The 24,603-nt window shown below is 72.9% G+C and carries 18 protein-coding genes; 17 read left to right on the top strand and 1 reads right to left on the bottom strand.

Going from position 1 to position 24,603, the window contains the following annotated elements; translation table 11 throughout:
- The first annotated feature begins 10 nt into the window (after nucleotides 1–10).
- From OTB16_RS34750 to OTB16_RS34740, 3 genes are all read left to right on the top strand, one after another.
- Nucleotides 11–2,317, top strand: a complete 2,307-nt coding sequence (locus OTB16_RS34750) for a HelD family protein (protein ID WP_267726325.1) — start codon at nucleotides 11–13, stop codon at nucleotides 2,315–2,317.
- Nucleotides 2,318–2,792: 475 nt separating this feature from the next.
- Nucleotides 2,793–4,196 carry an NAD-dependent malic enzyme gene (locus OTB16_RS34745; protein ID WP_267726323.1) on the top strand — a complete coding sequence of 468 codons (1,404 nt, stop codon included), beginning with the start codon at nucleotides 2,793–2,795 and terminating at the stop codon, nucleotides 4,194–4,196.
- A gap of 331 nt (nucleotides 4,197–4,527) precedes the next feature.
- The gene (locus OTB16_RS34740) at nucleotides 4,528–4,809 is read left to right on the top strand and encodes an HU family DNA-binding protein (RefSeq protein ID WP_007264399.1); all 282 of its coding nucleotides are present in this window, start codon (nucleotides 4,528–4,530) and stop codon (nucleotides 4,807–4,809) included.
- A 241-nt stretch (nucleotides 4,810–5,050) separates the two neighbouring features.
- On the opposite strand, the gene murA is transcribed toward OTB16_RS34740, so the two are convergent.
- Nucleotides 5,051–6,394: a UDP-N-acetylglucosamine 1-carboxyvinyltransferase gene (murA, locus tag OTB16_RS34735; RefSeq protein ID WP_267726302.1), complete on the bottom strand. Its 1,344-nt coding sequence runs from the start codon at nucleotides 6,392–6,394 to the stop codon at nucleotides 5,051–5,053.
- A gap of 262 nt (nucleotides 6,395–6,656) precedes the next feature.
- On the opposite strand from murA, the gene OTB16_RS34730 reads away from it, so the two are divergent.
- The 14 genes from OTB16_RS34730 to OTB16_RS34665 all read left to right on the top strand — a co-directional run bounded on the left by OTB16_RS34730 (nucleotide 6,657) and on the right by OTB16_RS34665 (nucleotide 24,271).
- Complete coding sequence (locus tag OTB16_RS34730) at nucleotides 6,657–7,217, top strand: YqgE/AlgH family protein (protein ID WP_267726300.1); 561 nt, start codon at nucleotides 6,657–6,659, stop codon at nucleotides 7,215–7,217.
- Nucleotides 7,218–7,246: 29 nt separating this feature from the next.
- Nucleotides 7,247–7,531 (top strand): DUF3039 domain-containing protein, encoded by a 285-nt coding sequence (locus tag OTB16_RS34725; protein WP_053679372.1) that lies wholly within the window; start codon nucleotides 7,247–7,249, stop codon nucleotides 7,529–7,531.
- Between the two features lie 165 nt (nucleotides 7,532–7,696).
- Nucleotides 7,697–9,334 carry a beta-N-acetylhexosaminidase gene (locus tag OTB16_RS34720; protein ID WP_267726295.1) on the top strand — a complete coding sequence of 546 codons (1,638 nt, stop codon included), beginning with the start codon at nucleotides 7,697–7,699 and terminating at the stop codon, nucleotides 9,332–9,334.
- A 238-nt stretch (nucleotides 9,335–9,572) separates the two neighbouring features.
- The gene (locus OTB16_RS34715) at nucleotides 9,573–10,508 is read left to right on the top strand and encodes an FAD binding domain-containing protein (RefSeq protein WP_420717857.1); all 936 of its coding nucleotides are present in this window, start codon (nucleotides 9,573–9,575) and stop codon (nucleotides 10,506–10,508) included.
- 20 nt (nucleotides 10,509–10,528) lie between these two features.
- On the top strand, nucleotides 10,529–12,994 hold the full coding sequence (locus OTB16_RS34710) for a 2Fe-2S iron-sulfur cluster-binding protein (protein ID WP_267726292.1): 2,466 nt from the start codon (nucleotides 10,529–10,531) through the stop codon (nucleotides 12,992–12,994).
- A 121-nt stretch (nucleotides 12,995–13,115) separates the two neighbouring features.
- Nucleotides 13,116–15,356 (top strand): xanthine dehydrogenase family protein molybdopterin-binding subunit, encoded by a 2,241-nt coding sequence (locus OTB16_RS34705; protein WP_267726370.1) that lies wholly within the window; start codon nucleotides 13,116–13,118, stop codon nucleotides 15,354–15,356.
- A gap of 168 nt (nucleotides 15,357–15,524) precedes the next feature.
- On the top strand, nucleotides 15,525–16,028 hold the full coding sequence (locus tag OTB16_RS34700; protein WP_267726290.1) for a hypothetical protein: 504 nt from the start codon (nucleotides 15,525–15,527) through the stop codon (nucleotides 16,026–16,028).
- Nucleotides 16,028–17,530 carry a WXG100 family type VII secretion target gene (locus OTB16_RS34695; protein WP_267726288.1) on the top strand — a complete coding sequence of 501 codons (1,503 nt, stop codon included), beginning with the start codon at nucleotides 16,028–16,030 and terminating at the stop codon, nucleotides 17,528–17,530. The genes OTB16_RS34700 and OTB16_RS34695 overlap by 1 nt, the downstream gene beginning before the upstream one ends.
- A 27-nt stretch (nucleotides 17,531–17,557) precedes the next feature.
- Nucleotides 17,558–18,736: a type VII secretion-associated serine protease mycosin gene (mycP, locus tag OTB16_RS34690; RefSeq protein WP_267726286.1), complete on the top strand. Its 1,179-nt coding sequence runs from the start codon at nucleotides 17,558–17,560 to the stop codon at nucleotides 18,734–18,736.
- A gap of 31 nt (nucleotides 18,737–18,767) precedes the next feature.
- Nucleotides 18,768–19,193, top strand: a complete 426-nt coding sequence (locus tag OTB16_RS34685) for a hypothetical protein (RefSeq protein WP_267726284.1) — start codon at nucleotides 18,768–18,770, stop codon at nucleotides 19,191–19,193.
- An 8-nt stretch (nucleotides 19,194–19,201) separates the two neighbouring features.
- Nucleotides 19,202–21,487 (top strand): hypothetical protein, encoded by a 2,286-nt coding sequence (locus tag OTB16_RS34680; protein WP_267726282.1) that lies wholly within the window; start codon nucleotides 19,202–19,204, stop codon nucleotides 21,485–21,487.
- Nucleotides 21,487–22,032, top strand: coding sequence for a hypothetical protein (locus OTB16_RS34675; protein ID WP_267726281.1), 546 nt, complete (start codon nucleotides 21,487–21,489; stop codon nucleotides 22,030–22,032). Before OTB16_RS34680 ends, OTB16_RS34675 begins: the two co-directional genes overlap by 1 nt.
- A 152-nt stretch (nucleotides 22,033–22,184) precedes the next feature.
- Nucleotides 22,185–22,682 carry a hypothetical protein gene (locus tag OTB16_RS34670; protein ID WP_267726279.1) on the top strand — a complete coding sequence of 166 codons (498 nt, stop codon included), beginning with the start codon at nucleotides 22,185–22,187 and terminating at the stop codon, nucleotides 22,680–22,682.
- 113 nt (nucleotides 22,683–22,795) lie between these two features.
- A complete protein-coding gene (locus tag OTB16_RS34665; RefSeq protein ID WP_267726277.1) occupies nucleotides 22,796–24,271 on the top strand; it encodes an MFS transporter in 1,476 nt (491 codons plus the stop codon).
- Nucleotides 24,272–24,603: the final 332 nt, after the last annotated feature.

Below are 24,603 nucleotides of genomic sequence, written 5' to 3'. Positions count from 1 at the left end.
GGGGGCCTTGGTGGCCGCGCAGAATGCCGCTGTCGACAGCACGGCGGATTCCGTCCGCGATCGGGAGATCGGGGTCGAGCAGACGCATCTCGACCAGGTGTACCGACGCCTTGAAGAGAAGATCCACGAGGCCGAGTTCCTGATGAACGACGCCGCGAAGCGGGGCCAGGTGGGGACGCCCGGCGCCCTCGCCGAGCGCGACGCCCAGGTCTTCCGGGCCGGAATCCACCTCAACCGGCTCAACAACGAGTTCGAGGACTTCCTCTTCGGACGCATCGACATGGTCCTCGGCAAGGACGGGGAGCGCGGGCCGGACGGCGCGTTCACCTCGGTCGAGCCGGCCGACGACGCGATCCGCGAGGACCTCACGGCCGACATCGCCGAGACGCTGCACATCGGCCGGATCGGGGTCCTGGACTCCGACTACGCGCCGCTGGTCATCGACTGGCGCGCGCCGGCCGCCGCGCCGTTCTACCGCTCCACGCCCAAGGAGCCCGGCCGCGTCGTGCGCCGGCGCGTCATCCGCTCCAAGGGCCGCAAGGTGCTGGGCGTGGAGGACGACCTGATGCGCCCGGAGGTCACCGCCTCCCTGGACGGCCGGGAGCTGCCCGCCATCGGCGACGGCGCCCTGATGGCCGCCCTCGGGCGGGCCCGCACGCACTCGATGCGGGACATCGTCTCCTCCATCCAGGCCGAACAGGACCTGGTCATCCGGGCGCCCGCCGCGTCCGTGGCCGAGGTCGCGGGCGGGCCGGGCACCGGCAAGACCGCCGTCGCCCTGCATCGCGCCGCCTACCTGCTCTACCAGGACCGGCGCCGCTACTCCGGCGGCATCCTGATCGTCTCCCCGACGCCGCTGCTCGTCGCGTACACCGAGGGCGTCCTGCCCTCCCTCGGCGAGGAGGGCCAGGTCGCCATCCGGGCGCTCGGCTCGCTGGTCGACGGCGCCGAGGCGACCACGTACGACGATCCGGCCACGGCCCGGATCAAGGGCTCCTCGCGGATGCTCACGGTGCTGCGCAAGGCCGTACGGGGAGCCCTGGAGCTCGGGAACGCGCCCGACCGGCTGCGCGTGGTGGCCTTCGGGCGCCGCCAGGAACTGGAGTCCGCCGAACTCGACCGCATCCGGCAGAACGTGCTCAGCGGCACCGCGCCCGTCAACCTGCTGCGCCCGCGCGCCCGCAAGCTGCTGCTCGACGCGCTGTACGCGAAGTCCGGCGGGTCCGGCCGGCACAGCGACCCGGAGCTGGCCGCCGAGCTGCGCTCCGCCTTCGACGAGGACGTCTCCACCGAGGACGCCTTCATCGGCTTCCTGGGCGCCTGGTGGCCCGAGCTGACCCCGCGCGCGGTCCTCGCCTCGATGGCCGACGAGCGACGGCTCGGCCGCTGGTCGCGCCGGGACCTGAGCCCGCGCGAGACCCGCCAGCTGGCCCGCTCGCTGCGCCGGGCCGGCCCCGACGGCAAGGGCCCCCTGTCGGTGCACGACGTGGCCCTGCTGGACGAGCTCCAGCTGCTCATCGGCGCGCCCGCCCGGCCCAGGCGCAAGCGGGAGATGGACCCGCTGGACCAGCTCAGCGGGCTGGAGGAGCTGATGCCGACCCGCGAGGAGACCCAGTGGGAGCGGGCCGAGCGGCTCGCGGCGGAGCGCACCGAGTACGCGCACGTCATCGTGGACGAGGCCCAGGACCTGACGCCGATGCAGTGGCGGATGGTGGGCCGCCGCGGCCGGGTGGGGACCTGGACGGTGGTCGGCGACCCGGCGCAGTCGTCCTGGACCGATCCGGAGGAGGCGGCCGCCGCCCGCGACGAGGCCCTGGGCAGCCGTCCTCGCCGCCGGTTCACCCTCACCGTGAACTACCGCAACCCGGCCGAGGTCGCCGAGGTGGCCTCCCGGGTGCTGCGCCTGGCGATGCCGGGCATGGAGCCGCCGACCGCGGTGCGCTCCACGGGCCTGGAGCCCCGCTTCACGGCCGCCGGGGGAGACCTGGGGGCCGCGGTGCGGGAGGAGACGCGGCGGCTGCTGGAGCAGGTCGACGGCACGGTCGGCGTGGTCGTGGCCATGGACCGGCGCGCGGAGGCCGCGGGCTGGCTCGCGGAGCTCGGCGGGCGGGCGGTCGCGCTGGGCAGCCTGGAGGCCAAGGGGCTGGAGTACGACGCCACGGTGGTGGTCTCCCCGGCGGAGATCGCGGACGAGTCCCCGGCGGGCCTGCGGGTGCTCTACGTGGCGCTGACGCGCGCGACCCAGCAGCTCACGGTGGTCTCGGCGGAGCGCGACCGGCCCGGCGCGGACGGGGTCCCGGAGCTGCTGCTGCCGTAGCCGCCGGGCCGTACGGCCGGATGGTCGGCAGCCGGGAGCGTGGTGTCCGAAATCCGCCCCCGGGAGGGGGATCACTTCCGGCGATCCTTTGTTAGCCTGGTTACGGCACCGACTCGATCCAAGCCCCCGGGCCCAACCTTCGTCGCTTAGAGCGACCACTTGCCGCGAGGCGAGCATGGCGGGTCGGTGTCATACACGTCAGCAGTACCCGACAGCTCTCGGCAGTGTCCGAAGTGGCTCGTCACACCAGGTCCGCGCCCTCCACTCCGTGGGGGGCGCGGACCTGTTTTGTATCAACCCACCATTCCGCGCGCCCCAACTCTCTCGTATGGTGGAAGTGTCTTTCCGGAATTTGTAGCTGGTTACCTTGTACCGGCTGGTAGGTGGGACGATCGGACAACAGGTCCTGCCACGCCTGCCGTGCGCGGGGCTCTGTGTGTACAGCGAAAACCAGGGACAGAAGAGGAACACGGCCATGGCAACGGCGCCCAGCGTCTCGTATTCGATGACGGTCCGCCTGGAAGTGCCCGCGAGCGGTACCGCGGTCTCCCAGCTCACCACCGCCGTGGAGTCCTCCGGCGGCTCGGTCACCGGCCTCGATGTGACCGCCTCCGGTCACGAGAAGCTCCGGATCGACGTCACCATCGCCGCGACCTCCACCGCGCACGCCGACGAGATCGTCGAGAAGCTGCGCGGCATCGAGGGCGTGAGCCTCGGCAAGGTCTCCGACCGGACCTTCCTGATGCACCTCGGCGGCAAGATCGAGATGGCGTCCAAGCACCCCATCCGCAACCGCGACGACCTCTCGATGATCTACACCCCGGGCGTGGCCCGCGTGTGCATGGCCATCGCCGAGAACCCCGAGGACGCGCGCCGCCTGACCATCAAGCGCAACTCCGTCGCAGTCGTGACGGACGGCTCCGCCGTACTGGGCCTCGGCAACATCGGCCCGATGGCCGCGCTGCCCGTCATGGAGGGCAAGGCCGCCCTCTTCAAGCGCTTCGCCGGCATCGACGCGTGGCCGATCTGCCTCGACACCCAGGACACCGACGAGATCGTCGCGATCGTCAAGGCGATCGCCCCGGGCTTCGCCGGCATCAACCTCGAGGACATCTCCGCGCCGCGCTGCTTCGAGATCGAGGCACGGCTGCGCGAGGCCCTCGACATCCCCGTCTTCCACGACGACCAGCACGGCACCGCGATCGTGGTCCTCGCAGCCCTCACCAACGCACTGCGCGTGGTGGGCAAGGCCGTCGGGGACGTCAAGGTCGTCATGTCGGGCGCCGGCGCGGCCGGTACAGCCATCCTGAAACTGCTGCTCGCGGCGGGTGTGAAGAACGCGGTGAGCGCCGACATCCACGGCGTCGTGCACGCGGGCCGCCCCGACCTCGTCGACGCGGCCGCCGACTCCCCGCTGCGCTGGATCGCCGACAACACCAACCCCGAGGGCTACACGGGCACCTTGAAGGAGGCCGTGGTCGGCGCCGACGTCTTCATCGGCGTCTCGGCCCCGAACGTGCTCTCCGGCGACGACGTGGCGGCCATGGCCGAGGGCGCCATCGTGTTCGCGCTCGCGAACCCGGACCCCGAGGTGGACCCGGCGATCGCCCGCCAGACCGCCGCCGTCGTGGCCACCGGCCGCTCCGACTTCCCGAACCAGATCAACAACGTGCTGGTCTTCCCGGGTGTCTTCCGCGGTCTGCTGGACGCTCAGTCCCGCACCGTGAACACGGACATGATGCTGGCCGCGGCCGCCGCGCTGGCGGACGTCGTCGGCGAGGACGAGCTGAACGCGAACTACATCATCCCGTCGGTGTTCAACGACAAGGTCGCCGGCGCGGTCGCCGGAGCCGTCCGCAAGGCCGCCTCGGGGGCCTGACGGCCGTTGTGAGCGCCCTCACGCCCTCCTGATCCCGGCGCGTCGCGAGATGCGGGCCCGCCGGGCCGCCTCTAGGGTTGCGGGGATGCCCGTGCGGTCCGCGGTCCGCATCCACCGAAGGCGGACGGAGCGTCACCGCCGCGTGACTGTGGCGCTTTTCGTGTGACCCCGGCGGGTGCCGGATTGGCTTTCCCGCCGCTGGTGGGGGCAGGATGCGTAACCGGGCGAGAGGGTCTGACGTTCAGACCCGGGTCCGGGGACTGTCCGAGGGCCCTGGCAGCATCGGCTTCGATCTCACGCCTCTAAGGCAAGTTGAACACGGGAGTACAACATGAACCGCAGTGAGCTGGTGGCCGCTCTGTCCGAGCGCGCCGAGGTGACCCGCAAGGACGCCGACGCCGTTCTGGCCGCGCTCGCCGAGACCGTCGGCGAGATCGTCGCCAAGGGCGACGAGAAGGTCACCATCCCCGGCTTCCTGACCTTCGAGCGCACCCACCGTGCCGCTCGCACCGCGCGCAACCCGCAGACCGGCGACCCCATCCAGATCCCGGCCGGCTACAGCGTGAAGGTCTCCGCGGGCTCCAAGCTCAAGGAAGCCGCCAAGGGCAAGTAGTCCGCCCTTGTGCCGAGGGCCGCACCGGCCCCCGGGACGGCAGCGTGACGCAGGAACGCCGAAGGGCGGCCACCCCGTACGGGGTGGCCGCCCTTCGGCGCGTGCGGGGCCGTACCGCCGCTCCGGGTCCTCCCCGCCGGTCAGGGGCCGTTGAGGGCCGTGCGGGCCCGTGGAGGGGCCACGGGAAGGCCCCCCGGCCCCCTTGCGGGGTCCGGGGGGCCTTCGGGGCCGGTGGGACGGCTCAGACGAGGTCGCCGCCGGGCAGCTCGACCTTCGCGCCGAGCTCCACGAGCTTCTCCATGAAGTTCTCGTAGCCGCGGTTGATCAGGTCGATGCCGTGGACCCGGGAGGTGCCCTCCGCCGCCAGCGCCGCGATCAGGTACGAGAACCCGCCGCGCAGGTCGGGGATGACCAGGTCGGCGCCCTGCAGCTTGGTGGGGCCGGAGACGACCGCCGAGTGCAGGAAGTTGCGCTGGCCGAAGCGGCAGGCCGAGCCGCCCAGGCACTCGCGGTACAGCTGGATGTGAGCACCCATCTGGTTGAGCGCCGAGGTGAAACCGAGCCGGGACTCGTAGACCGTCTCGTGGACGATGGAGAGGCCGGAGGCCTGCGTCAGGGCCACGACGAGCGGCTGCTGCCAGTCGGTCTGGAAACCGGGGTGCACGTCCGTCTCCAGCGCGATGGCCTTCAACGGGCCGCCCGGGTGCCAGAAGCGGATGCCCTCGTCGTCGATCTCGAACGCCCCGCCGACACGGCGGTAGGTGTTCAGGAACGTCATCATCGAACGCTGCTGGGCGCCGCGCACGTAGATGTTGCCGCCGGTCGCCAGCGCCGCGGAGGCCCAGGAGGCGGCTTCCAGGCGGTCCGGGAGGGCCTTGTGGTTGTAGCCGCCGAGACTGTCCACGCCGGTGATCCGGATGGTCCGGTCGGTGTCGACGGAGATGATCGCGCCCATCTTCTGCAGTACGCAGATGAGGTCCTCGATCTCCGGCTCCACCGCGGCGTTGCTCAGCTCGGTGACGCCCTCGGCCAGCACGGCCGTCAGCAGCACCTGCTCGGTCGAGCCGACCGACGGGTAGGGCAGGCGGATCTTGGTGCCGCGCAGGCGCTGGGGGGCCTCCAGGTACTGACCGCCCTCGCGCTTCTCGATCGTCGCGCCGAACTGGCGGAGCACGTCGAAGTGGAAGTCGATCGGCCGCCCGCCGATGTCGCAGCCGCCCAGGCCCGGGATGAAGGCGTGGCCGAGGCGGTGCAGCAGGGGGCCGCAGAAGAGGATCGGGATGCGCGACGAGCCCGCGTGGGCGTCGATGTCGGCGACGTTCGCGCTCTCGACGTGGGTCGGGTCGAGCACCAGCTCGCCCGGCTCCTCGCCGGGGCGGACCGTCACCCCGTGGAGCTGGAGCAGCCCGCGCACGACGCGCACGTCACGGATGTCGGGAACGTTGCGCAGCCGGCTGGGTCCGCTGCCGAGCAGAGCGGCGACCATGGCCTTGGGCACGAGGTTCTTCGCACCGCGGACACGGATCTCGCCCTCGAGCGGGGTGCCGCCGTGGACAAGCAGTACATCGTCACTGATGCCGGTCATGAATCTCGCGTTCCGGGAGGGGTGGGCAGGGGGCCAGTGAGAAGAGTAAGGGTCACCACCCCTTTGTTCGTAGGGCTGACGCGGCCGTAGGACTGTCATGAATTCGGTACAACACCCTCCGTATCCACCCCATGGCGGAGCGTCGCGTTCCGCCCGCTCCGCCGACGGGTGTCCCCCGCCTCCGGCGTGCGTCCTGAGCTGCGCGGGATTCGATCTCGCCGTCCGATCCCCCGGAAGGACGAATGTGCGAGATCATGGCGGCATGACCGAGGTGTCCTCCCTCACAGGGCGGTTGCTCGTTGCCACCCCCGCCCTCGCGGACCCGAATTTCGACCGCGCCGTGGTGCTGCTGCTCGACCACGACGAGCAGGGCTCGCTCGGCGTCGTCCTCAACCGGCCGACCCCCGTGGGGGTCGGTGACGTCCTGCTGCCCTGGGCGCCACTGGCCGGCGAGCCCGGCGTGGTCTTCCAGGGCGGACCCGTGGGACTGGACTCGGCGCTGGGCGTCGCGGTCATCCCGGGCGAGGAGGGCCCCCTCGGCTGGCGCCGGGTGCACGGGGCGATCGGGCTCGTGGACCTGGAGGCCCCGCCGGAGCTGCTGGCCGCGGCCCTCGGGAGCCTGCGCATCTTCGCCGGCTACTCCGGATGGGGGCCCGGACAGCTGGAGGGCGAGCTCGGCGACGGCGCCTGGTACGTGGTGGAGTCGGAGCCCGGCGACGTGGCGTTCCCCGACCCGGAACGCCTCTGGCGGGCGGTGCTGCGCCGCCAGCGCGGCGACCTCGCGATGGTCGCCACGTATCCGGACGACCCGTCGCTGAACTGACCCGGGCGGGGGTCGGTACTCTGGGTTCCATGAGCACTCTTGAGCCCGAGCGCGGGACTGGCACGGGGACCCTCGTAGAGCCGACGCCGCAGGTGTCGCACGGTGACGGCGACCACGAGCGCTTCGCCCACTACGTCCAGAAGGACAAGATCATGGAGAGCGCGCTCGGGGGCACCCCCGTCGTCGCGCTCTGCGGCAAGGTGTGGGTGCCGGGCCGCGACCCGAAGAAGTACCCGGTCTGCCCCATGTGCAAGGAGATCTACGAGTCCATGGGCGCCGGCGGGGACAAGGACAAGGGCGGCAAGGACAAGTAGGTCCGGCCGCTCAGAGCAGGACCGAGGGCCCCCGGGGCGCGCGTCGGCGCACCCCCGGGGGCCTTTCCCGTGCCCGCGGCGCGCGTTAGGGTCGGCCGCGCAAGCACCCTGTGGAACCAGCGTTGCGCAGGGTGCAACAGGCTGGCTGCCGCGAAGGGCTGACGCATGGACCTGATCCCCGCACCCCGGATCGCCGTTCCCCACGAGGACGGACACCACCACGCCTTCGGGGCCGACCCGGCCCTCGACGCCGGCCCGGGCACCGAGGACACCGCGCGCTGGCTGCGCCGCGAACTCGGCGCGGCCACCGGCTGGAGCCTCCCGGACGCCGCACCCGGGGAACCCGGGGAGCTGCGGCTGCGCATCGACCCCGTACGCGCCGGCGGGTCCGGCCCGGAGGCGTACCGGATCGACATCGGCGCGGACGGCGCGGAGCTGACGGGCGCGAGCGGGGCCGGGCTGTTCTGGGCCGCGCAGACGCTGCGTCAGCTCCTCGGGCCCGACGCGTACCGCAGGGCGCCGCTGCCCGGCCGGACCTGGAGCGTGCCGTACGCCGCCGTCGTCGACGGCCCCCGGTTCGGGTGGCGGGGGATGATGCTCGACGTCGCGCGGCACTTCATGCCCAAGGACGGCGTACTGCGGTACATCGACCTGCTCGCCGCGCACAAGCTCAACGTGCTGCACCTGCACCTGACGGACGACCAGGGCTGGCGCGTCGAGATCAAGCGCCACCCGCGCCTCACCGGGGTCGGCGCGTGGCGGGCGCGCAGCCGGTGGGGACACCGGGCCTCGCCGCTGTGGAACGAGACGCCGCACGGCGGCTTCTACACCCAGGACGACATCCGCGAGATCGTCGCGTACGCGGCGGAGCGGCACGTCCGGGTGGTTCCCGAGATCGACGTGCCGGGGCACTCGCAGGCCGCCATCGCCGCCTACCCGGAACTGGGCAACACCGACGTCGTCGACACGGCCGCGCTGGAGGTGTGGGACGACTGGGGGATCACCGCGAACGTGCTCGCGCCGACCGAAGCCGTGCTCCGGTTCTACGAGGGGGTCTTCGAGGAGCTGCTGGAACTGTTCCCGGCGGAGGTCTCGCCCTTCGTACACGTGGGCGGGGACGAGTGCCCCAAGGAGCAGTGGCGGGCCTCCGCCACCGCCCAGGCGCGGATCGCGGAGCTGGGGGCGGACGGGGAGGACGGCCTGCAGTCCTGGTTCATCCGCCACTTCGACGGCTGGCTCGCGGAGCGCGGCCGGCGGCTCATCGGCTGGGACGAGATCCTGGAGGGCGGGCTGGCGCCGGGCGCGGCCGTCTCCTCCTGGCGCGGCTACGCGGGCGGCATCGCCGCTGCCGAGGCGGGGCACGACGTGGTGATGTGCCCCGAGCAGCAGGTGTACCTGGACCACCGTCAGGCGGGCGGGCCCGACGAGCCGGTGCCCATCGGGTATGTGCGGTCGCTGGAGGACGTGTACCGCTTCGAGCCGGTGCCGCCCAAGCTGTCGCCGGAGGCGGCCGCGCACGTCCTGGGAGCCCAGGCCAACGTGTGGACCGAGGTGATGGAACATCAAGGGCGCGTCGACTACCAGGTGTTCCCCAGGCTCGCCGCCTTCGCCGAAGTGGTGTGGTCGTGGCAGCCGGCCCCGGAGGAGCGGGACTTCGCCGGTTTCGAGGAGCGGATGGCCACCCACTACCGTCGGCTGGACTCGCTCGGTGTCGGCTACCGGCCGCCGGGCGGACCGCTGGCGTGGCAGCGCCGGCCCGGTGTGCTCGGACGTCCGATCGAGGGTGAACCTCCGAACGTGTGACGGCGGGAACCCGAACACCGCGGGAACTCTTCGAACCGGAACTCTTCCTCGATTTCGGTGGATACGGGGAAAAACGGGCGATGGGCCGGGGCGGCCGGGGGCGGACGCCGCCCGGCCCACCCTCGCGCCGGGCGGCCCGGAAGATGTGCCAGAGTTGCCACGTCCCGGCGGTGAGGACGTACCGTACGGCGGACAGGCGTGAGCGCCGGGACCGGGACATCGGGAAGGGGCAGCCGGGTTGACCACGCACGCACCGCACGCACCGCACGCACCGCACGCACCGCATTCACCTCAGGGGCCTCACGGGTCCCAGGGGTCGCAGGCGGCGCAGTCCGTGACGCTGCCGGCCTCGCTCGACGAAGCCGTCGCGGCACTCACGGCCATGCCCGCCGCCGTCCCCGTCGCCGGGGGCACCGACCTCATGGCCGCCGTCAACGCCGGGCAGCTGCGGCCCGCCGCGCTGGTGGGGCTGGGCCGGATCAACGAGATCCGCGGCTGGCAGTACCAGGACGGCCACGCCCTGCTCGGCGCGGGCCTCACCCACGCCCGGATGGGGCGGCCGGACTTCGCCGCCCTGATCCCCGCGCTCGCGGCCGCCGCACGCGCCGCCGGGCCCCCGCAGATCCGCAACGCCGGCACCCTCGGCGGGAACATCGCCACCGCCGCGCCGACCGGCGACGCCCTGCCCGTGCTGGCCGCGCTGGAAGCCGTGCTCGTCATCGTCGGCCCGGGCGGATCGCGCGAGATCCCCGTGTCGCACCTGCTCGCCGGGCGCGAGATGCTCCGGCCCGGGGAACTCATCGGCTTCGTCCGGGTGCCGCTGCTGCACGCGCCCCAGGTGTTCCTGAAGGCCACGGGCCGGACCGGGCCCGGGCGCGCGGTGGCGTCCGTGGGCCTCGTACTGGACCCCGCGCGCCGGGGCGTGCGCTGCGCGATCGGCGCGGTCGCCCCGATGCCGCTGCGGCCGCTGGAGGCCGAGCAGTGGGTGGCCTCGCTGATCGACTGGGACGGGGAGCGGAGCCTGGCCCCCGAGGCGCTGGAGGCCTTCGGCGAGTACGTCGCGGCGGCCTGCGTGCCCGACCAGGGGGAGCCGGTGGCTCCCGGAGTGCTGCACCTGCGGCGGACGGTGGCCGTACTGGCACGGAGGGCCCTGGGGAGGGCGCTGACCTCATGAGTGGGAACGGGAACGGGAACGTGAGCGGAGCGACTGGGGACCCGGGCAACGCGGGTTCCGCGAGTCCCGAATGGGGCTGGGAGCCGGTGCCGCACGGCGGCGAGTACGACTCCGACGCGACGGCCTTCGTGAAGCTGCCGCAGGACATGCTGGACGCGCTCGGCACCGGGGAGCCCCTGGCCGCGCCCGGGCACGGCTACGTGCCGCCGCCGATGATCGTGCCGCTCGGCTCGGCCACCACGGATCCGGCCGCCACCGGCACCTGGACGATCCCGGTGCAGTGGCCGGAAGCCGCCGGCTCGGCACCCGCCGGCCCGACGCCCGGCACCGCCTCCGGCAGGGTGGTCGGCCAGGGGCCGGCCCCGGTCGGCGGGCCCATTCCGGCGTCGATCCCGCTGCCGGCTTCGGTGGCGGCGGCGTTCGCCCCTGCGGAGCCGGGGCAGCGGGACGGGCAGCGGGAGGGGCAGGGGGAAGGGCACGGCCAGGCTCAGGCCTACGGCCAGGGCCAGGTGCAGGGGCAGAGGGAGACCGCGGAGTGGGGTTTCCCGGAGGCGGCGCACGACGCGCAGGCCGCGGGCGCCGTCGCGGACTCGGCCACCGGGCAGTGGGCCATGCCCGGACTGTCTGAACAAGGCGAGGTGTCCGGCCAGTACGACCTGAGCGAGGTGTCCGGCCAGTACGACCTGAGCGGCGTGTCCGGTCAGTATGAACTGGGCGATGTGTCCGGTCAGTACGACCGGGGCGATGTGTCCGGTCAGTACGACGTGGGCCAGGCGTCTTCCGGTCAGTACGACCTGGGCCAGGCGTCCGGGCAGTACGACCTGAGTGAGGTGTCCGGCCAGTACGACCTGGGTGACGTCACGGGTCGGTCCGGTGACTTCAGGCAGGGCGGGCTGGACGCCGACTGGAGCCAGGCCCCGGCGACGCTCCCGGGCGGCGCCCCCGCCCCGTGGGCGAACCACCCCGACTTCGAAGACGCCCGCGGTTACGCCGCGCGGCAGCCGTCGGGCGAGCCCGGTTCCGGCGTACTGCCGGGCACCGACGCCGCCGTGGCGGCCGCCGAGGCCGGGCGGGTTCCCGGGGGTCCCGGCGTGGGCGCTTCGCGGCGCGGACCGCGCGTGCTGGGCGGCCCCGGCGTGGGTACCCCGCTGCCCGAGGGCGAGCCGCTGTCCGAGGGGGAGCCGCTGTCCGAGGGGGAGCCGGCGCACCCGGCCCCGCACGACATCGACGCCGCCCACGGCCCGGCGGCGACGCCGGACGCGGGGGAGCGGCCGGCCCCGGGCGGGCTGGACCTCTTCGGCGGCGTACGGACCGAGCCGGAGCCCGAACCCGCCGCGCCGGCCGACGGGTCGCCGCGGCCCGCCCGGTACGCGGACACCGACGGGCACGGCTTCGCCGCCTTCGGCCACGCGCCGGAGCAGCGGCACGCGCCGGGGCAAGCGCACACTTCCGAGCCGGCTCCCGAGCCGGTTTCCGGGACGGATGCGGAGCCGGGTCCCGAGCCCGGTGCCGGACTGCCGGCCGGAGCCGCCCCAGAGGCGGCGGCGGAGTCCGACCCAGACCCCGACCCCGACGCGGGTGTGGGCTACGGCCCGGCCCCGGATGCCGGGTACGGTTCCGCCGGCGCCGAGGACGGCGGTCCCGCGGGGGAGCGCGCCGACACCGACGGCCGCGGCTTCGCCGGAACGGGCCCCGCCCCCGCGGACACCAGGGCCGCGCACGTGCCGGACGCGGACACCGCCGACCGTGCCGTGACACTGCGGGGCGAGGGCACTGCCGGGGAGCTCCCGGCGGAGGGGCCGGCGTACGAAGATGAGACGGGTACCGCCGCCGTCGCCCATCACGAGCATCCGGCGGCCTCCTACGTCCTGCGCGTCAACGGCGCCGACCGGCCCGTCACCGGCGCCTGGATCGGCGAGTCCCTCCTGTACGTGCTGCGCGAGCGCCTCGGCCTCGCCGGCGCCAAGGACGGCTGCTCGCAGGGCGAGTGCGGCGCCTGCGCCGTGCAGGTCGACGGCCGGCTCGTCGCCTCCTGCCTGGTGCCGGCCGCGACGGCCGCCGGCAGCGAGGTCCGTACCGTCGAGGGGCTCGCGACGGACGGGGAACTGTCGGACGTGCAACAGGCGTTGTGCAGGTCGGGTGCGGTGCAGTGCGGATTCTGCGTGCCGGGCATGGCGATGACCATCCACGACCTGCTGGAGGGCAACCACGCCCCCAACGAGCTGGAGACCCGCCAGGCGCTGTGCGGCAACCTCTGCCGCTGCTCCGGCTACGCGGGCGTCGTCGACGCCGTCCGCGAGGTCGTCGCGGGGCGCGAGGCGGCCGCTGCCGAGCCGTCGGCGGGTGCGGCGGGTGCGGCCGGGTCTGGTGTGCAGGCCGGGTCCGGTGTGCGGGGCGGGACGGGTGCGCAGACCGGGACGGAGCCGCGTATTCCGCACCAGGCGCCGCCCGGCGAGGGCGGCATCCACCACGGAGGCACGGAGTGAGCGGGGGCACGGAGTGAGCGGGCAGGACGCGGCGACGGCGACGGCAGCGGTCAACAACTCGGTCGCGGCCAAGGCGCCCGGCGCCCCCGCCGAGGCGGCGCCGGACCAGGCGCCGCGCGGCATCGGAGCCTCCGTGCCCGCCGCCGACACCCGGGCCAAGGCCGAGGGGACCTTCCCCTACGCCGCCGACCTGTGGGCCGAGGGCCTCCTGTGGGCCGCCGTACTGCGCTCCCCGCACGCCCACGCCCGCATCGTGTCCATCGACACCTCGGCCGCCGCCGAGATGCCCGGCGTGCGCGCCGTCGTCACCCACGCGGACGTCCCCGGCGCCACCACGCACGGCCGGCGCGTCGCCGACCGCCCGGTGTTCGCGCACGACCTCGTGCGCCACCACGGCGAGGCCATCGCCGCCGTCGCCGCCGACCACCCCGACACCGCCCGGCTCGCCGCGGCCGCCATCGCCGTCGAGTACGAGCTCCTCGACGCCGTCACCGACCCCGAGCAGTCCTTCGGCGCCCCCGCCCTGCACCCCGACGGCAACCTGATCCGGCACATCCCGCTCCGCTACGGCGATCCGGACGCCACCGGCGAGGTCGTCGTCGAGGGCCTCTACCGGATCGGCCGCCAGGACCCCGCGCCCATCGGCGCCGAGGCCGGGCTGGCCGTACCGCGCCCCGACGGCGGCGTGGAGCTGTACACCGCATCCACCGACCCGCACACCGACCGCGACCTGGCCGCCGCCTGCTTCGGGCTGGAGCCGGACCGGGTCCGCGTCGTGGTCACCGGGGTCCCCGGCGCGACCGCGGACCGCGAGGACGCCGCCTTCCAGCTGCCGCTGGGCCTGCTGGCCCTGCGTACGGGCTGCCCGGTCAAGCTGGCCGCGACCCGCGAGGAGTCCTTCCTCGGCCACACGCACCGCCACCCCACTTTGCTGCGCTACCGCCACCACGCGGACGCCGAGGGCCGCCTGGTCAAGGTCGAGGCCCAGATCCTGATGGACGCGGGCGCGTACGCCGACTCCTCCTCGGAGTCCCTGGCGGCGGCGGTCGCGTTCGCCTGCGGCCCGTACGTCGTCCCGCACGCCTTCGTCGAAGGCTGGGTCGTACGCACCAACAACCCGCCGTCGGGCCACGTCCGCGGCGAGGGCGCCATGCAGGTGTGCGCCGCGTACGAGGGCCAGATGGACAAGCTGGCCGTGGCCCTCGGCATCGACGGCGCCGAACTGCGCATGCGCAACGTGCTGGCCACCGGCGACCTCCTGCCCACCGGCCAGACGGTCACCTGCCCCGCGCCGGTCGCCGAACTCCTGCGCGCGGTACGGGACGTCGAGCTGCCGGCCCTCCCGAAGGACACCTCGGAGGACGAGTGGCTGCTGCCCGGCGGCCCGGAGGGCGCGGGCGAGCCGGGCGCGGTGCGGCGCGGGGTCGGGTACGGGGTCGGCATGGTGCACATGCTCGGCGCGGAGGGCGCGGACGAGGTGTCCACGGCCACGGTGAAGGTCGTCAACGGCGTCGCCACGGTCATCTGCGCGGCGGTCGACACCGGCCAGGGCTTCGCGACGCTCGCCCGCCAGATCGTCCAGGAGGTGCTGGGCGTCGACGAGGTCGCGATGGCCCCGGTCGACACCGACCAGCCCCCGGCGGGACCGGCGGCGCACGGCCGCCACACGTGGGTGTCGGGCGGCGCGGTGGAGCGGGCGGCGAAGATGGTCCGCACGCAGCTCCTCCAGCCGATGGCGCACAAGCTGGGCATGTCCACCGAGCTCCTGCAGATCACGGACGGCCGGATCACGTCGTACGACGGCGCGTTCTCGGTGTCGGTCCTGGAGGCGATGGAGGGCAAGGAACTGTGGGCCACGGCCCAGTGCCGCCCCCACCCGACGGAGCCGCTGGACGGTGACGGTCAGGGCGACGCGTTCGTCGGCCTGGCCTTCTGCGCGATCCGCGCGGTGGTGGATGTCGACATCGAGCTGGGGTCGGTACGGGTGGTCGAGCTGGCCGTCGCCCAGGACGTGGGCCGCGTCCTGAACCCCCGCCAGCTGCGGGCCCGTATCGAGGCCGGCGTCACGCAGGGCGTCGGCGCGGCCCTGACGGAGAACCTCCGCACGGTCGGGGGCCTCGTCCGCCACCCGGACCTGACGGGCTACGCCCTGCCGACTTCCCTGGACGCCCCGGCGGTGCGCATCGTCAAGCTGGTGGAGGAGCGGGACGTGGTGGCCCCGTTCGGCGCGAAGGCGGCGAGCGCGGCGCCCGTGGTGACGACGCCGGCGGCGGTGGCGTCGGCGGTACGGGCGGCGACGGGGCGGCCGGTGAACAGGCTTCCGATCAGGCCTTCGGCGGCGGTGGCCGTATCCAACTCCTGATGGTGTGAGCCGCATTGCACGTGCAACCCCAGGGTTGGGGCTGTCGGCGCCGGTCGCTAGAGTGATCAGTGAGCCTGCTCGCGTTCGCGCGCGAGCGGGTGCGAACGGGGACGGGGTGCGGCGGGGACGCCGTACCCACGGGGATGACGGGGAGTCGGGGAGGCCATCGTGGCAGAGGACAACGGGGCGGGCCTGTTCGGGTTGGGCCCTACGGCGGGTATCGCGGACGCGATCAGGGCGCAGGCGGCGGCCCTGGCGGTCCAGCAGGACTCGCTGAAGGAGTACAAGGGCATGGTGGATGCCCTGCTGGAGGAGCTGGGCGGGTCGGAGGCGGACCACAAGAGACTGGCGAACGGCACCCTGACCCAGGCCGCCCTGGGCCAGGGCTTCGCTGAGGCCACCGCCATCTACGCGTCGTACAACACGGTCACCACGGAGCTGGAGAAGCTCTCGAAGGGCCTGGCGGGGCAGATCGAGGGCCTGGGGATCGCGGTGCTGTCGGCGGGCAAGGGGTACGAGGGCGTGGACCTGGAGACGAAGCAGCGCATGGCGGCCCTGGCCAGGGAGGCGCAGCAGCACTACGTGCGGTCCCGTGACCCGGAGGAACAGCTCAAGAACGCGGGCACCCCGGCTCCGGCCCACGACGGCAACGCGCCGGGAGGCGACATCTGATGGCGACGGATTTCGAGGCGTTCACGCACCAGCAGCTCAAGGCGATGAGTGACGCGCTGGACCCGAACAGGGTCAAGGCGCGGGCCGAGCAGCTCAAGAAGGCTGCCGCGGACATCGCCCAGATCGCGGAGAAGCTCAGGAAGCACCAGGTGACCGGCTGGGAGGGCGAAGGAGCCGTCGCCTTCCAAGAGTGGGTCCGCCGTGCGCACAACGCGACGCTGCGGTTGAGCGATTACAGCGCCCACGGCTCGCACTGGATGACGCAAGCCGTCCAGAAGATGTACGAGGCGCAGTCCATGCCGGCCTACGACACGGACGCGGCGGCGAACCTGGAGGCGGCCCGCAAGTTCCGCAACGACCCGGACTCGCGGACGATCGGCCCGCAGGCACAGTCGAAGCTGAACTCGGACCACACCGAGGCCGTGCAGCTGATGAAGAAGCTGGCCGAGGCGTATGAGCTGTCGTCGACGGAGATGAACAAAGCGGTGGCTCCTACCTTCCCGCCTCCGCCGGATGTGCTCGTGCCGAAAGGCGTCGACGGGATAGGTGATTTGGCGCGAGACGGTGACGCGGCGGGCGCAGGACCTGGCCGCGCGGGTACGGCCGATGCTTCTTCTCGGCCGCAGAGGCGCGATGGGATAGCGGCCGTCGGTGATCTGGGCGGTACTCCTGGCCACCACACACAGCCGAACAGTGTTCTGCAGCCCACGACGGGCCCTGATGCGGTAGTGCAGTCACCGGACCGTCACGTCAACGTGAACCTGGACCACGTCGCGACCCTTCCGCCGACTACGCTGCCCTCGGCCACTGCGGGCACCCCCGGCGGACCGCTGCCCGGCGGACCGGGCGGTGGCGGTATCCACCCTATTGGGATGATTCCGCCGCTTACTCTGCCGTCGGTCGGCGGTGTGAAGGCGCGCGGTGGCGGCGGTATCGGACCCGGCGGCTTCGGCGGGGTCAGCCTGCCCGGCGTGAGCGGACCCGGCGGTGTCGGCGGCAGGGTTGGCGGCGTCGGTGGCTTCCCCGGGATGCGTCCGCGTGACAGCGGGATCGTCGGCGGCCGGCCGGTGGCGTCCGGCGGTCCCGGCGCGGGCATCCCCCGCGGCACGGTCATCGGCGCCGAAGGGGCGCAGGCAGGCCGTGGCATGGGCGGAATGGGTGGCGGCATGGGCGGAGGGCTCGGCGGCGGCCACGGCGCCGCAGCAGGCTCCGCGGCGGGTCGCCGACTGGCCATGGAACAGGGTGGCGTCGTCGGAGGACGTCAGGCGGGTGCGGCCGGGCGTCCGACAACGGGCGGGCAACCGTTCACACCGGGCGGTTCAGGCCTCGTACGGAACGCCAATGGCGGCACGGGTTCGGGCGTTGTGGGCCATGCGGGTGCCGGTGCGCGGACTGCGGGCAGGCGAGGCGAAGACCAGGCGGGCGAACGCCCCGACTACCTGGCTGAGGACGAAGAGACCTGGCAGGGCAACCGTCGTGTTGTCCCGCCGGTGATCGACTGAGTGGATCGGACGTTGTACGGGATGCGCATGCGCAAGGCGACCTCGGCCCTCGTGGGTCTTCTGCTGGCCGGGGTCGCGGCGACCCCGGCTTACGCGGACACGATTCGTTCACAGCAGTGGCATCTCGAGGCTATGAAGGCCGATGACTTGTGGAAGATCAGCACGGGCAAAGGGGTCACCGTCGCGGTGATCGATACCGGCGTCAATCGCATTCCTGAACTCGAAGGGCAAGTTCTCCCCGGCGCTGTTTTTCCTGTCGGTGACGCCCCAGGGGACAAAGGCAATGACTACCACGGTCACGGCACCACCATGGCTGCAATCATCGCCGGTACGGGAAAGCACCCGACGGGCGATGGCGCTTACGGGCTCGCGCCTGGCGTCAAGGTTCTTCCGATCCGCGTACCTGACATTATGGAGGGAGCGACGACCCCCTACATCGTCGCGGGCATTCGGTACGCGGCAGATAGCGACGCCAAGATTATCAATATTTCCATGGCGATGGGTGCCAAGCCCGAGGAAGATCGCGAACGGGCGGCTGCCGTGAAGTACGCACTGTCCAAGGGGAAGCTGATCTTTGCTGGCGTCGGCAATAGTGGCGACACCACCAATGCGACGCTCTACCCCGCCGCGACCCCCGGAGTGGTCGGGGTCGGTGCGGTCAGTGCGGACGGGAAGGCGACGGCCGAGTCGCAGCACGGTCCGCAGGTGGACCTTTCAGCCCCGGGAATCGACATTGTCACGGCTTGCACGAGTAAGTCAGGGGTCTGTAAGAATCACGGCACCAGTGACGCCTCGGCCCTCGCCTCCGCCTCCGCCGCCCTGCTCTGGGCCGCGCATCCGGACTGGACCAACAACCAGGTGCTCCGCGTCCTGTTGAACACCGCTGGCAAGCCCACCGACGGTGCCGAGCGCAACGACTACGTCGGCTACGGCGTCGTCCGGCCCCGCATCGCGCTGCCCACGCCGGGCGACCCCGGTCCCGCCGACGTGTTCCCGTTGCCCGACCTCGCCGCCGCCGACGCGGCGGCCAAGTCGCCGGCGCCCGGGGCCTCCCCGGACGGCAAGGCGGCGGAGTCGCCGGCGCCCCGCGCCGAGGCGGCGGAGAAAGATGGCAGCCTTCTGCCCTGGCTCGGCATCGGGCTGGGTGCCTGCCTGCTGATCGGCGGCGCCGTCACAGCCGTGGTCGTACGCCGCAGTAACCGCTGACCGGACCGCACCTTCAGAGGGAGTTCACGGGATGTCGTTCGACGAGGAATGGTCGGCGGCGCGCGCCACGGCCACCGCCCAGGTCGCCATGCGGCTCAACCAGGTGGCCCCCGAGCCCGGCGGTGGTGGTGGCGGCGGGGACCTTGAACTCAACCAGGACCACATCGGCGCCATCGGCTCCGAGGCCTACAAGCTGCACGCGCGCCTGCAGACCGACGGAAAGCACGCGGCCACCGCCACCACCGAGGCCGCGGGTGCGCTCACGAAGGAGAACTTCGCGAGCGGGGCGGCCCTGTCCAAGGCGCAGACCACCTGGGAGAGCCAGGTCAAGACCCTCGTGGCCGCCTGCGCGAACATCTCCAACGGCCTGAACTACTCGCTCTCCTCGCACGCCAAGGACGAGCAGCAGCTCCGCGCCGACTTCACCACGTCCGCCCTCGACAGCTACCTCAAGTAGGCGCCCCCGTGCTGACGTACGAGAACGTGATGAACGCGCCGCTGGCGCAGCTTCAGGCCGCCGTGACCGACTGGAAGGCCATGGCGGGCAAGCTGCATGAGATGGCCGAAGGGGCACGCAACGGCCTGAAGGCGAAGGCCGACAAAGCCCAGTGGAGCGGGGTCACCGCCGGTGTGGCGCGGGAGTTCGTCACCAAGACGGCCAAGGAGTTCGAGGACGCGGCCAAGGAGGCCACGGGCATGCACGGCGTCCTAGCCGACGCCCATGCCACCTTCAAAGCCGCGCAGGACCAGCTGAAGAGGCTCGTCGCGGAGGCTCCGGCGGCCGGCTTCCAGGTGGACGCGACCGGCCGCGTGACGGCCCTGCCGCTCGCCACCGAGGGAGAGCGGAACGCCGCGCGGCACGACCCCGACTACCAGCAGTCGCTGCGCACGAACCGCGACGCCTGGCAGGCCCGCATCAACCGGGCGGTCGAGGACGCGGCGGACGCCGACGACTCGCTCTGCCGCGTCCTGCGGGCGAACGCGGGGGACCAGCACGACTTCAGCGGACCCGCGTTCACCACCCTGGACGCCGAGCAGGCGGCGCGGGCCGCAGACCTGATGAAGAAGGTCACCGGCGAGGGCGGCACGGCCCGCAACGTCGAGGCGCTGCGCGAACTGGAGGACCTGCTCGACGACAACCGGGAGGACCCGGAGTTCGCGACGGGCTTCTACCGGACCATCGGTCCCGAGGGCACCTTGGAGATGTACTCGAAGATGTCGCTCGACGCGACGGGCCTCGGCCCGATCGGCCGGGACCGCGCGCTGATGGTGGCGAACATCCAGAGCGACATGGGCGCCCTGCTCGGCCTGGCCACGCACAAGGACATCCCCCACCACCTCGACGCCGCCTGGACGACCGGACTGATGAAGGCCGGCCGCAAGGAGATGGACGTCACCGGCGGAGTGACGAAGATCTACGGCTACCAGGCGCTCGGCGCGCTGCTGCGCGAGGGGAAGTACGACACGGAGTTCCTGACCTCGGTCGGGCGGGACATGATCGCCATGGACCGCAAGAACCCGCAGGCGTGGGAGTACACCACCCCCATGAGCATGGACATGGCGCTCAATCAGGGCGAGGGCGGCGACCGCGGCTTCTACCCGCTGACGGGGCTCATGGAGGCCCTCGTCAACAACCCGGACGCGGCGACGGCCTTCTTCAACGAGCCGGTCCGCGAGGACAGCAACCACGACGGCATCGTCACCAAGGACGACAAGGCGGTCGGCGGGAAGCACGGCGAGGATCAGGGCATGGTCGACTACGTGCTCGACAAGAAGCCCCACATGGACAGCTTCGACATCACCAGGACCGGGGACCTGCACCCGGCCCAGCAGGCCGTCGGCGACGCGCTCATGGCCGCCGTCTCCCACCGCGGCCCCGGAGACGAGGACTCCCCTCCCGTGGCGCACACCAAGGAGATGGCATCCGTCATGGAACGGGTCGTCGAGAAGGTCGGCGACAAGCCGGAACTCGTGGCGGCGAAGCCGGGCGAGCCCGACGGGCCGCTGAAGGGACTCTCCGGTCACTTCGGCCAGATGGCGGCGGAGTACGCGCCGGACATCCAGGCATCGGCCGACGACGCGAGCCACATGATAAAGGCCAACGGAGAACGGGCCGTGTTCGACAAGAAGACCATGGCGGACTTCATCAGCGCGGTCGCCCAGGACCCGGACGCCTACGGCGCCATCACCACCTCCCAGCGGACCTACACGACGATGCTCATCAACGACGTCTTCGAGCACCGCAACGAGTACGAGCAACTGGACGCGGCGATCAAGACCGTGGTGCACCCCGGCGGCCAGATCGCGGGCATCCTGTCGGAGGCGAGGGCCGAGGGTTCGTTCGCGGAGAACGGCCACAAGGCGGAGGAATACGTCAAGGGCGTCGAGGAAAACGCGAAGTGGATCAACCGCGGGATCAGTGCCGCGGGTGGAAAATACCTCGAACTGGTTCCGTTGGCCGGGGACGTCCTGGAATGGCTCCAGGAGGACATCACGGAGAGCGTGGTCGAGGGAGCCAAGAAGGACCAGGCGAAGGAGAACGACGAAGCCGATGACAAGGCCGTGATCGACTACACGAACGCGCAGAAGCAGGCAGGTGTTTCCGCGGCCGAGTCGGTGCGCAAGGCCGCTGAGGGAACCGGTATGAACCAGCGGAGCATCGACGCCCTGGCCGGTGTGGCCTCGTCCGAGACGGCGAACGGCCACGCGGTCGGCCGTGGTCAAATCGCCACGTCGAACGGAGGCAAGTGATGGGGTGCGCCCGGGTCCTTCGCGCGGCCGGGGCCGTGCTGGTCGCGGCCACGGTACTGGCGGGCTGCTCGGGGGAGGAGCCGGCGGCTTCCTCGTACCTGCCCGAACGCACGTGCTTCGGCGCGTTCACCCGGTCGGACCTGGAGCCGCTGATGGGGCCCGGGAAGACCGTCAAGGAGATGTCGCCGATCGACGCACGGCTGACCGCGACGCGGCGCGAGGCGTCGTGCGAGGTCGTCGTCGACGGCGAACACCGGGTGAGCGTCGCGATCCGGCGACAGCCTCTCGGGGAGAGCTTCTTCTTCCAGCCCGACCCGGGCCAGCCCGCCCCGGACCCGTTGCCCCTGGGCGACAGGGGCTACGTGTGGGACACCGGGGCATTCGTCACCTTCACCTGCCAGGGCGCGCAGGACTCTTTCGGGCTCGAACTGATGATCAGCGGCTCCGTGGAGCACATGAAGCGGGGTACCTCGCGCCCGCACTTCACCGGCCTCATGACGAAGCTCATGGACGTGGCGAAGCAGCAGACGCAGTGCGGTACGTGACCGCGACCGCGCCCCGGGCGCCGGAGGGCCGAGGCGTGGGGTGGTCGGGGAAGCGGGTGGCGCGGGCTTGCGCGCTGGTGGCGGGAGCGGTCCTGACCGCGGGGTGCGGTGCGGACACCGAGGCTCCCAGGCGCCCGGCGAAGCAGGCCATCGTGGCTACGGGGGACGGCTGTCCCGGGCTGCTCGACGCGGCGGCCGGGGAGGCGATGGAGCGGGTGCTGCAGTCCTCGTACCTGATTCCGGACGACGACCAGGCCGTCAGCGCCGCGGCCATGGCACAGGCCGTGGAGGACCTGGCTCCCGTACCGGTGTGTCTGGCGACCGGGCAGGTCGGAGCGGGCGGCCGGGTCGGGGAGATCCGGCTCAGGCCCGGGCCCGACGGCGAACTCGGCAAGGGCGTCCGGGTGACGAACAGGGAGAACGCCCGGGCGATCGCCTTCGACTGCGAGAGTCCCCGGGTCTGGGGCGACGGGAGCCGCAGGGTCACCACCACCTTCGAGGACCAGTGGGAACGGGTCTCCCGGAAGGCCGAGCTCGGGAACGACTACCTCCTCATCGCGCACTCCGCCGCCCGCGCCCTGGCCAGGGAGCTGGGCTGCCGGGACGGCGGCGGGCTGCCCGAGCAGGCGGCGGCGCTGCCCGCCGGCTGACGGCGTGGGCGCCGGGCGGGTTGGGTGGCAGCTCGGTCCTAGGGCTGGGGGCTGAGGGGGGATCCGCCCAATTGACAGGGCTGAAAGCTGTCCACGCCCCTTACTCTGGGGCGATGAGCGCCCTTGAACCCCGTGTGCCCCAGATTGCCGCCCCGGCTCCGACCCCGCCGGCGGGCGGCATTCTGGGGCCCGCGTACCGGACGCTCAGCATCGGGATCATCTCCGTCGTCTTCCTGATCGCCTTCGAGGCGACCGCCGTCGGCACGGCCATGCCCGTCGCAGCCCGCGAGCTCGACGGGATTGCGCTCTACGCCTTCGCCTTCTCCGCCTACTTCACCACCAGCCTCTTCGGCATGGTCCTGTCCGGCCAGTGGGCCGACCGGCAGGGGCCGCTGCGGCCGCTCACCGTCGGCATCGGGGCCTTCGCCGCCGGGCTGGTGTTCTCCGGGACGGCCGGCTCCATGTGGGTGTTCGTGCTCGGGCGGGCCGTGCAGGGCTTCGGCGGGGGGCTCGTCATCGTCGCGCTCTACGTCGTCGTCAGCCGGGCGTACGAGGAGCGGCTGCGCCCCGCGATCATGGCGGCCTTCGCCGCGAGCTGGGTGGTGCCGTCCATCGTGGGCCCGCTGGCCTCCGGGACGGTGACCGAGCACCTCGGGTGGCGGTGGGTCTTCCTCGGGATACCGGCCCTCGTGGTCGTTCCGCTGGCCGTCGCGCTGCCCGCGATCCGCCGGACGGCCTCCGGCCCCGTCGACACCGCCGCAGGGCCCGCCGCCTTCGACCGGCGCCGGATCCGGCTGGCCCTCGGCATCTCGGCGGGCGCGGGCCTGCTCCAGTACGCCGCCCAGGACCTGCGGTGGCTGTCGCTGCTGCCGGCCGCCGCCGGCGCGGCCCTGATGGTGCCCGCGGTGCTGGGGCTGCTGCCGCGCGGGACGTACCGGGCGCGGCGCGGGCTGCCGTCGGTGGTGCTGCTGCGGGGGGTGGCGGCGGGGTCGTTCATCGCGGCGGAGAGCTTCGTACCGCTGATGCTGGTCACCCAGCGGGGGCTGAGCCCGACGATGGCCGGGTTCTCGCTCGCGCTGGGCGGGGTGACCTGGGCGGCCGGGTCGTGGATGCAGTCCAAGGGGCGGATGGCGCCGTACCGGGAACGGCTGATGGTCGGCGGGATGATCATGGTGGCGGTGGCCATCGCGGCCGCCCCCGCGGTGCTGATCGAGTCCGTGCCGGTGTGGACGCTGGCGCTGGCCTGGGCGGTGGGCTGCCTCGGCATGGGCCTGGTGATCGGCTCGACGAGCGTGCTGCTGCTGAAGCTGTCGGCGCCGGAGGAGGCCGGGTCCAACTCCGCCGCGCTGCAGATCTCCGACGCGCTGGCGAACGTGGTCCTGCTGGCCGGGGGCGGCGCCGCGTTCGCCGCGCTGGGCGGGGGCTCCGTCGGGGCCGCGCACGCCGTGGCGGACGCCGCCGACGCGGGCGCCACGCACCCGGGGGCCTTCGTCGTGGTCTTCCTGCCGATGGCGTGCGTCGCGCTGGTGGGCGCCTGGGTGGCGACCCGCCTGCACGCCGACCGGCCCCCGGCCCCGGCCGGCCGCTGACGGCCGCCCGCCGACCCCTGCCGCCTGCCGGCCGGCAGCTGACCGCCGGCAGCTGACCGCCGACCACCGTCCCCCGTCCGTCGGCCCCGGGATCCGCCCCCCGAGACCCGACCGCCGTCCGTCGGCCCCGGGATCCGCCCCCCGAGACCCGACCGCCGTCCGCCGCCCCCGGGATCCGCCCCCCGAGACCCGACCGCCGTCCGCCGCCCCCGGGATCCGCCCCCCGAGACCCGACCGCCGTCCGCCGCCCCCGGGCCCCGGCCCCGAGGCCCGACCCCCTGGCCCCGGCCCCGAGACCCGCCCCCCGGGCCCTGGCTCCAAGACCCGTCCGC

The organism is Streptomyces antarcticus (assembly GCF_026627255.1).
GTDB lineage: Bacteria > Actinomycetota > Actinomycetes > Streptomycetales > Streptomycetaceae > Streptomyces > Streptomyces antarcticus.
This window is presented reverse-complemented; position numbering and strand designations above follow the sequence as displayed.

Coding starts and splice junctions, on each gene's coding strand:
- murA (WP_267726302.1), bottom strand. CDS start 6,394: ATGACCGGCATCAGTGACGATGTACTGCTTGTCCACGGCGGCACCCCG.
- OTB16_RS34740 (WP_007264399.1), top strand. CDS start 4,528: ATGAACCGCAGTGAGCTGGTGGCCGCTCTGTCCGAGCGCGCCGAGGTG.
- OTB16_RS34745 (WP_267726323.1), top strand. CDS start 2,793: ATGGCAACGGCGCCCAGCGTCTCGTATTCGATGACGGTCCGCCTGGAA.
- OTB16_RS34720 (WP_267726295.1), top strand. CDS start 7,697: ATGGACCTGATCCCCGCACCCCGGATCGCCGTTCCCCACGAGGACGGA.
- OTB16_RS34675 (WP_267726281.1), top strand. CDS start 21,487: ATGGGGTGCGCCCGGGTCCTTCGCGCGGCCGGGGCCGTGCTGGTCGCG.
- OTB16_RS34685 (WP_267726284.1), top strand. CDS start 18,768: ATGTCGTTCGACGAGGAATGGTCGGCGGCGCGCGCCACGGCCACCGCC.
- OTB16_RS34730 (WP_267726300.1), top strand. CDS start 6,657: ATGACCGAGGTGTCCTCCCTCACAGGGCGGTTGCTCGTTGCCACCCCC.
- mycP (WP_267726286.1), top strand. CDS start 17,558: ATGCGCAAGGCGACCTCGGCCCTCGTGGGTCTTCTGCTGGCCGGGGTC.
- OTB16_RS34725 (WP_053679372.1), top strand. CDS start 7,247: ATGAGCACTCTTGAGCCCGAGCGCGGGACTGGCACGGGGACCCTCGTA.
- OTB16_RS34695 (WP_267726288.1), top strand. CDS start 16,028: ATGGCGACGGATTTCGAGGCGTTCACGCACCAGCAGCTCAAGGCGATG.
- OTB16_RS34665 (WP_267726277.1), top strand. CDS start 22,796: ATGAGCGCCCTTGAACCCCGTGTGCCCCAGATTGCCGCCCCGGCTCCG.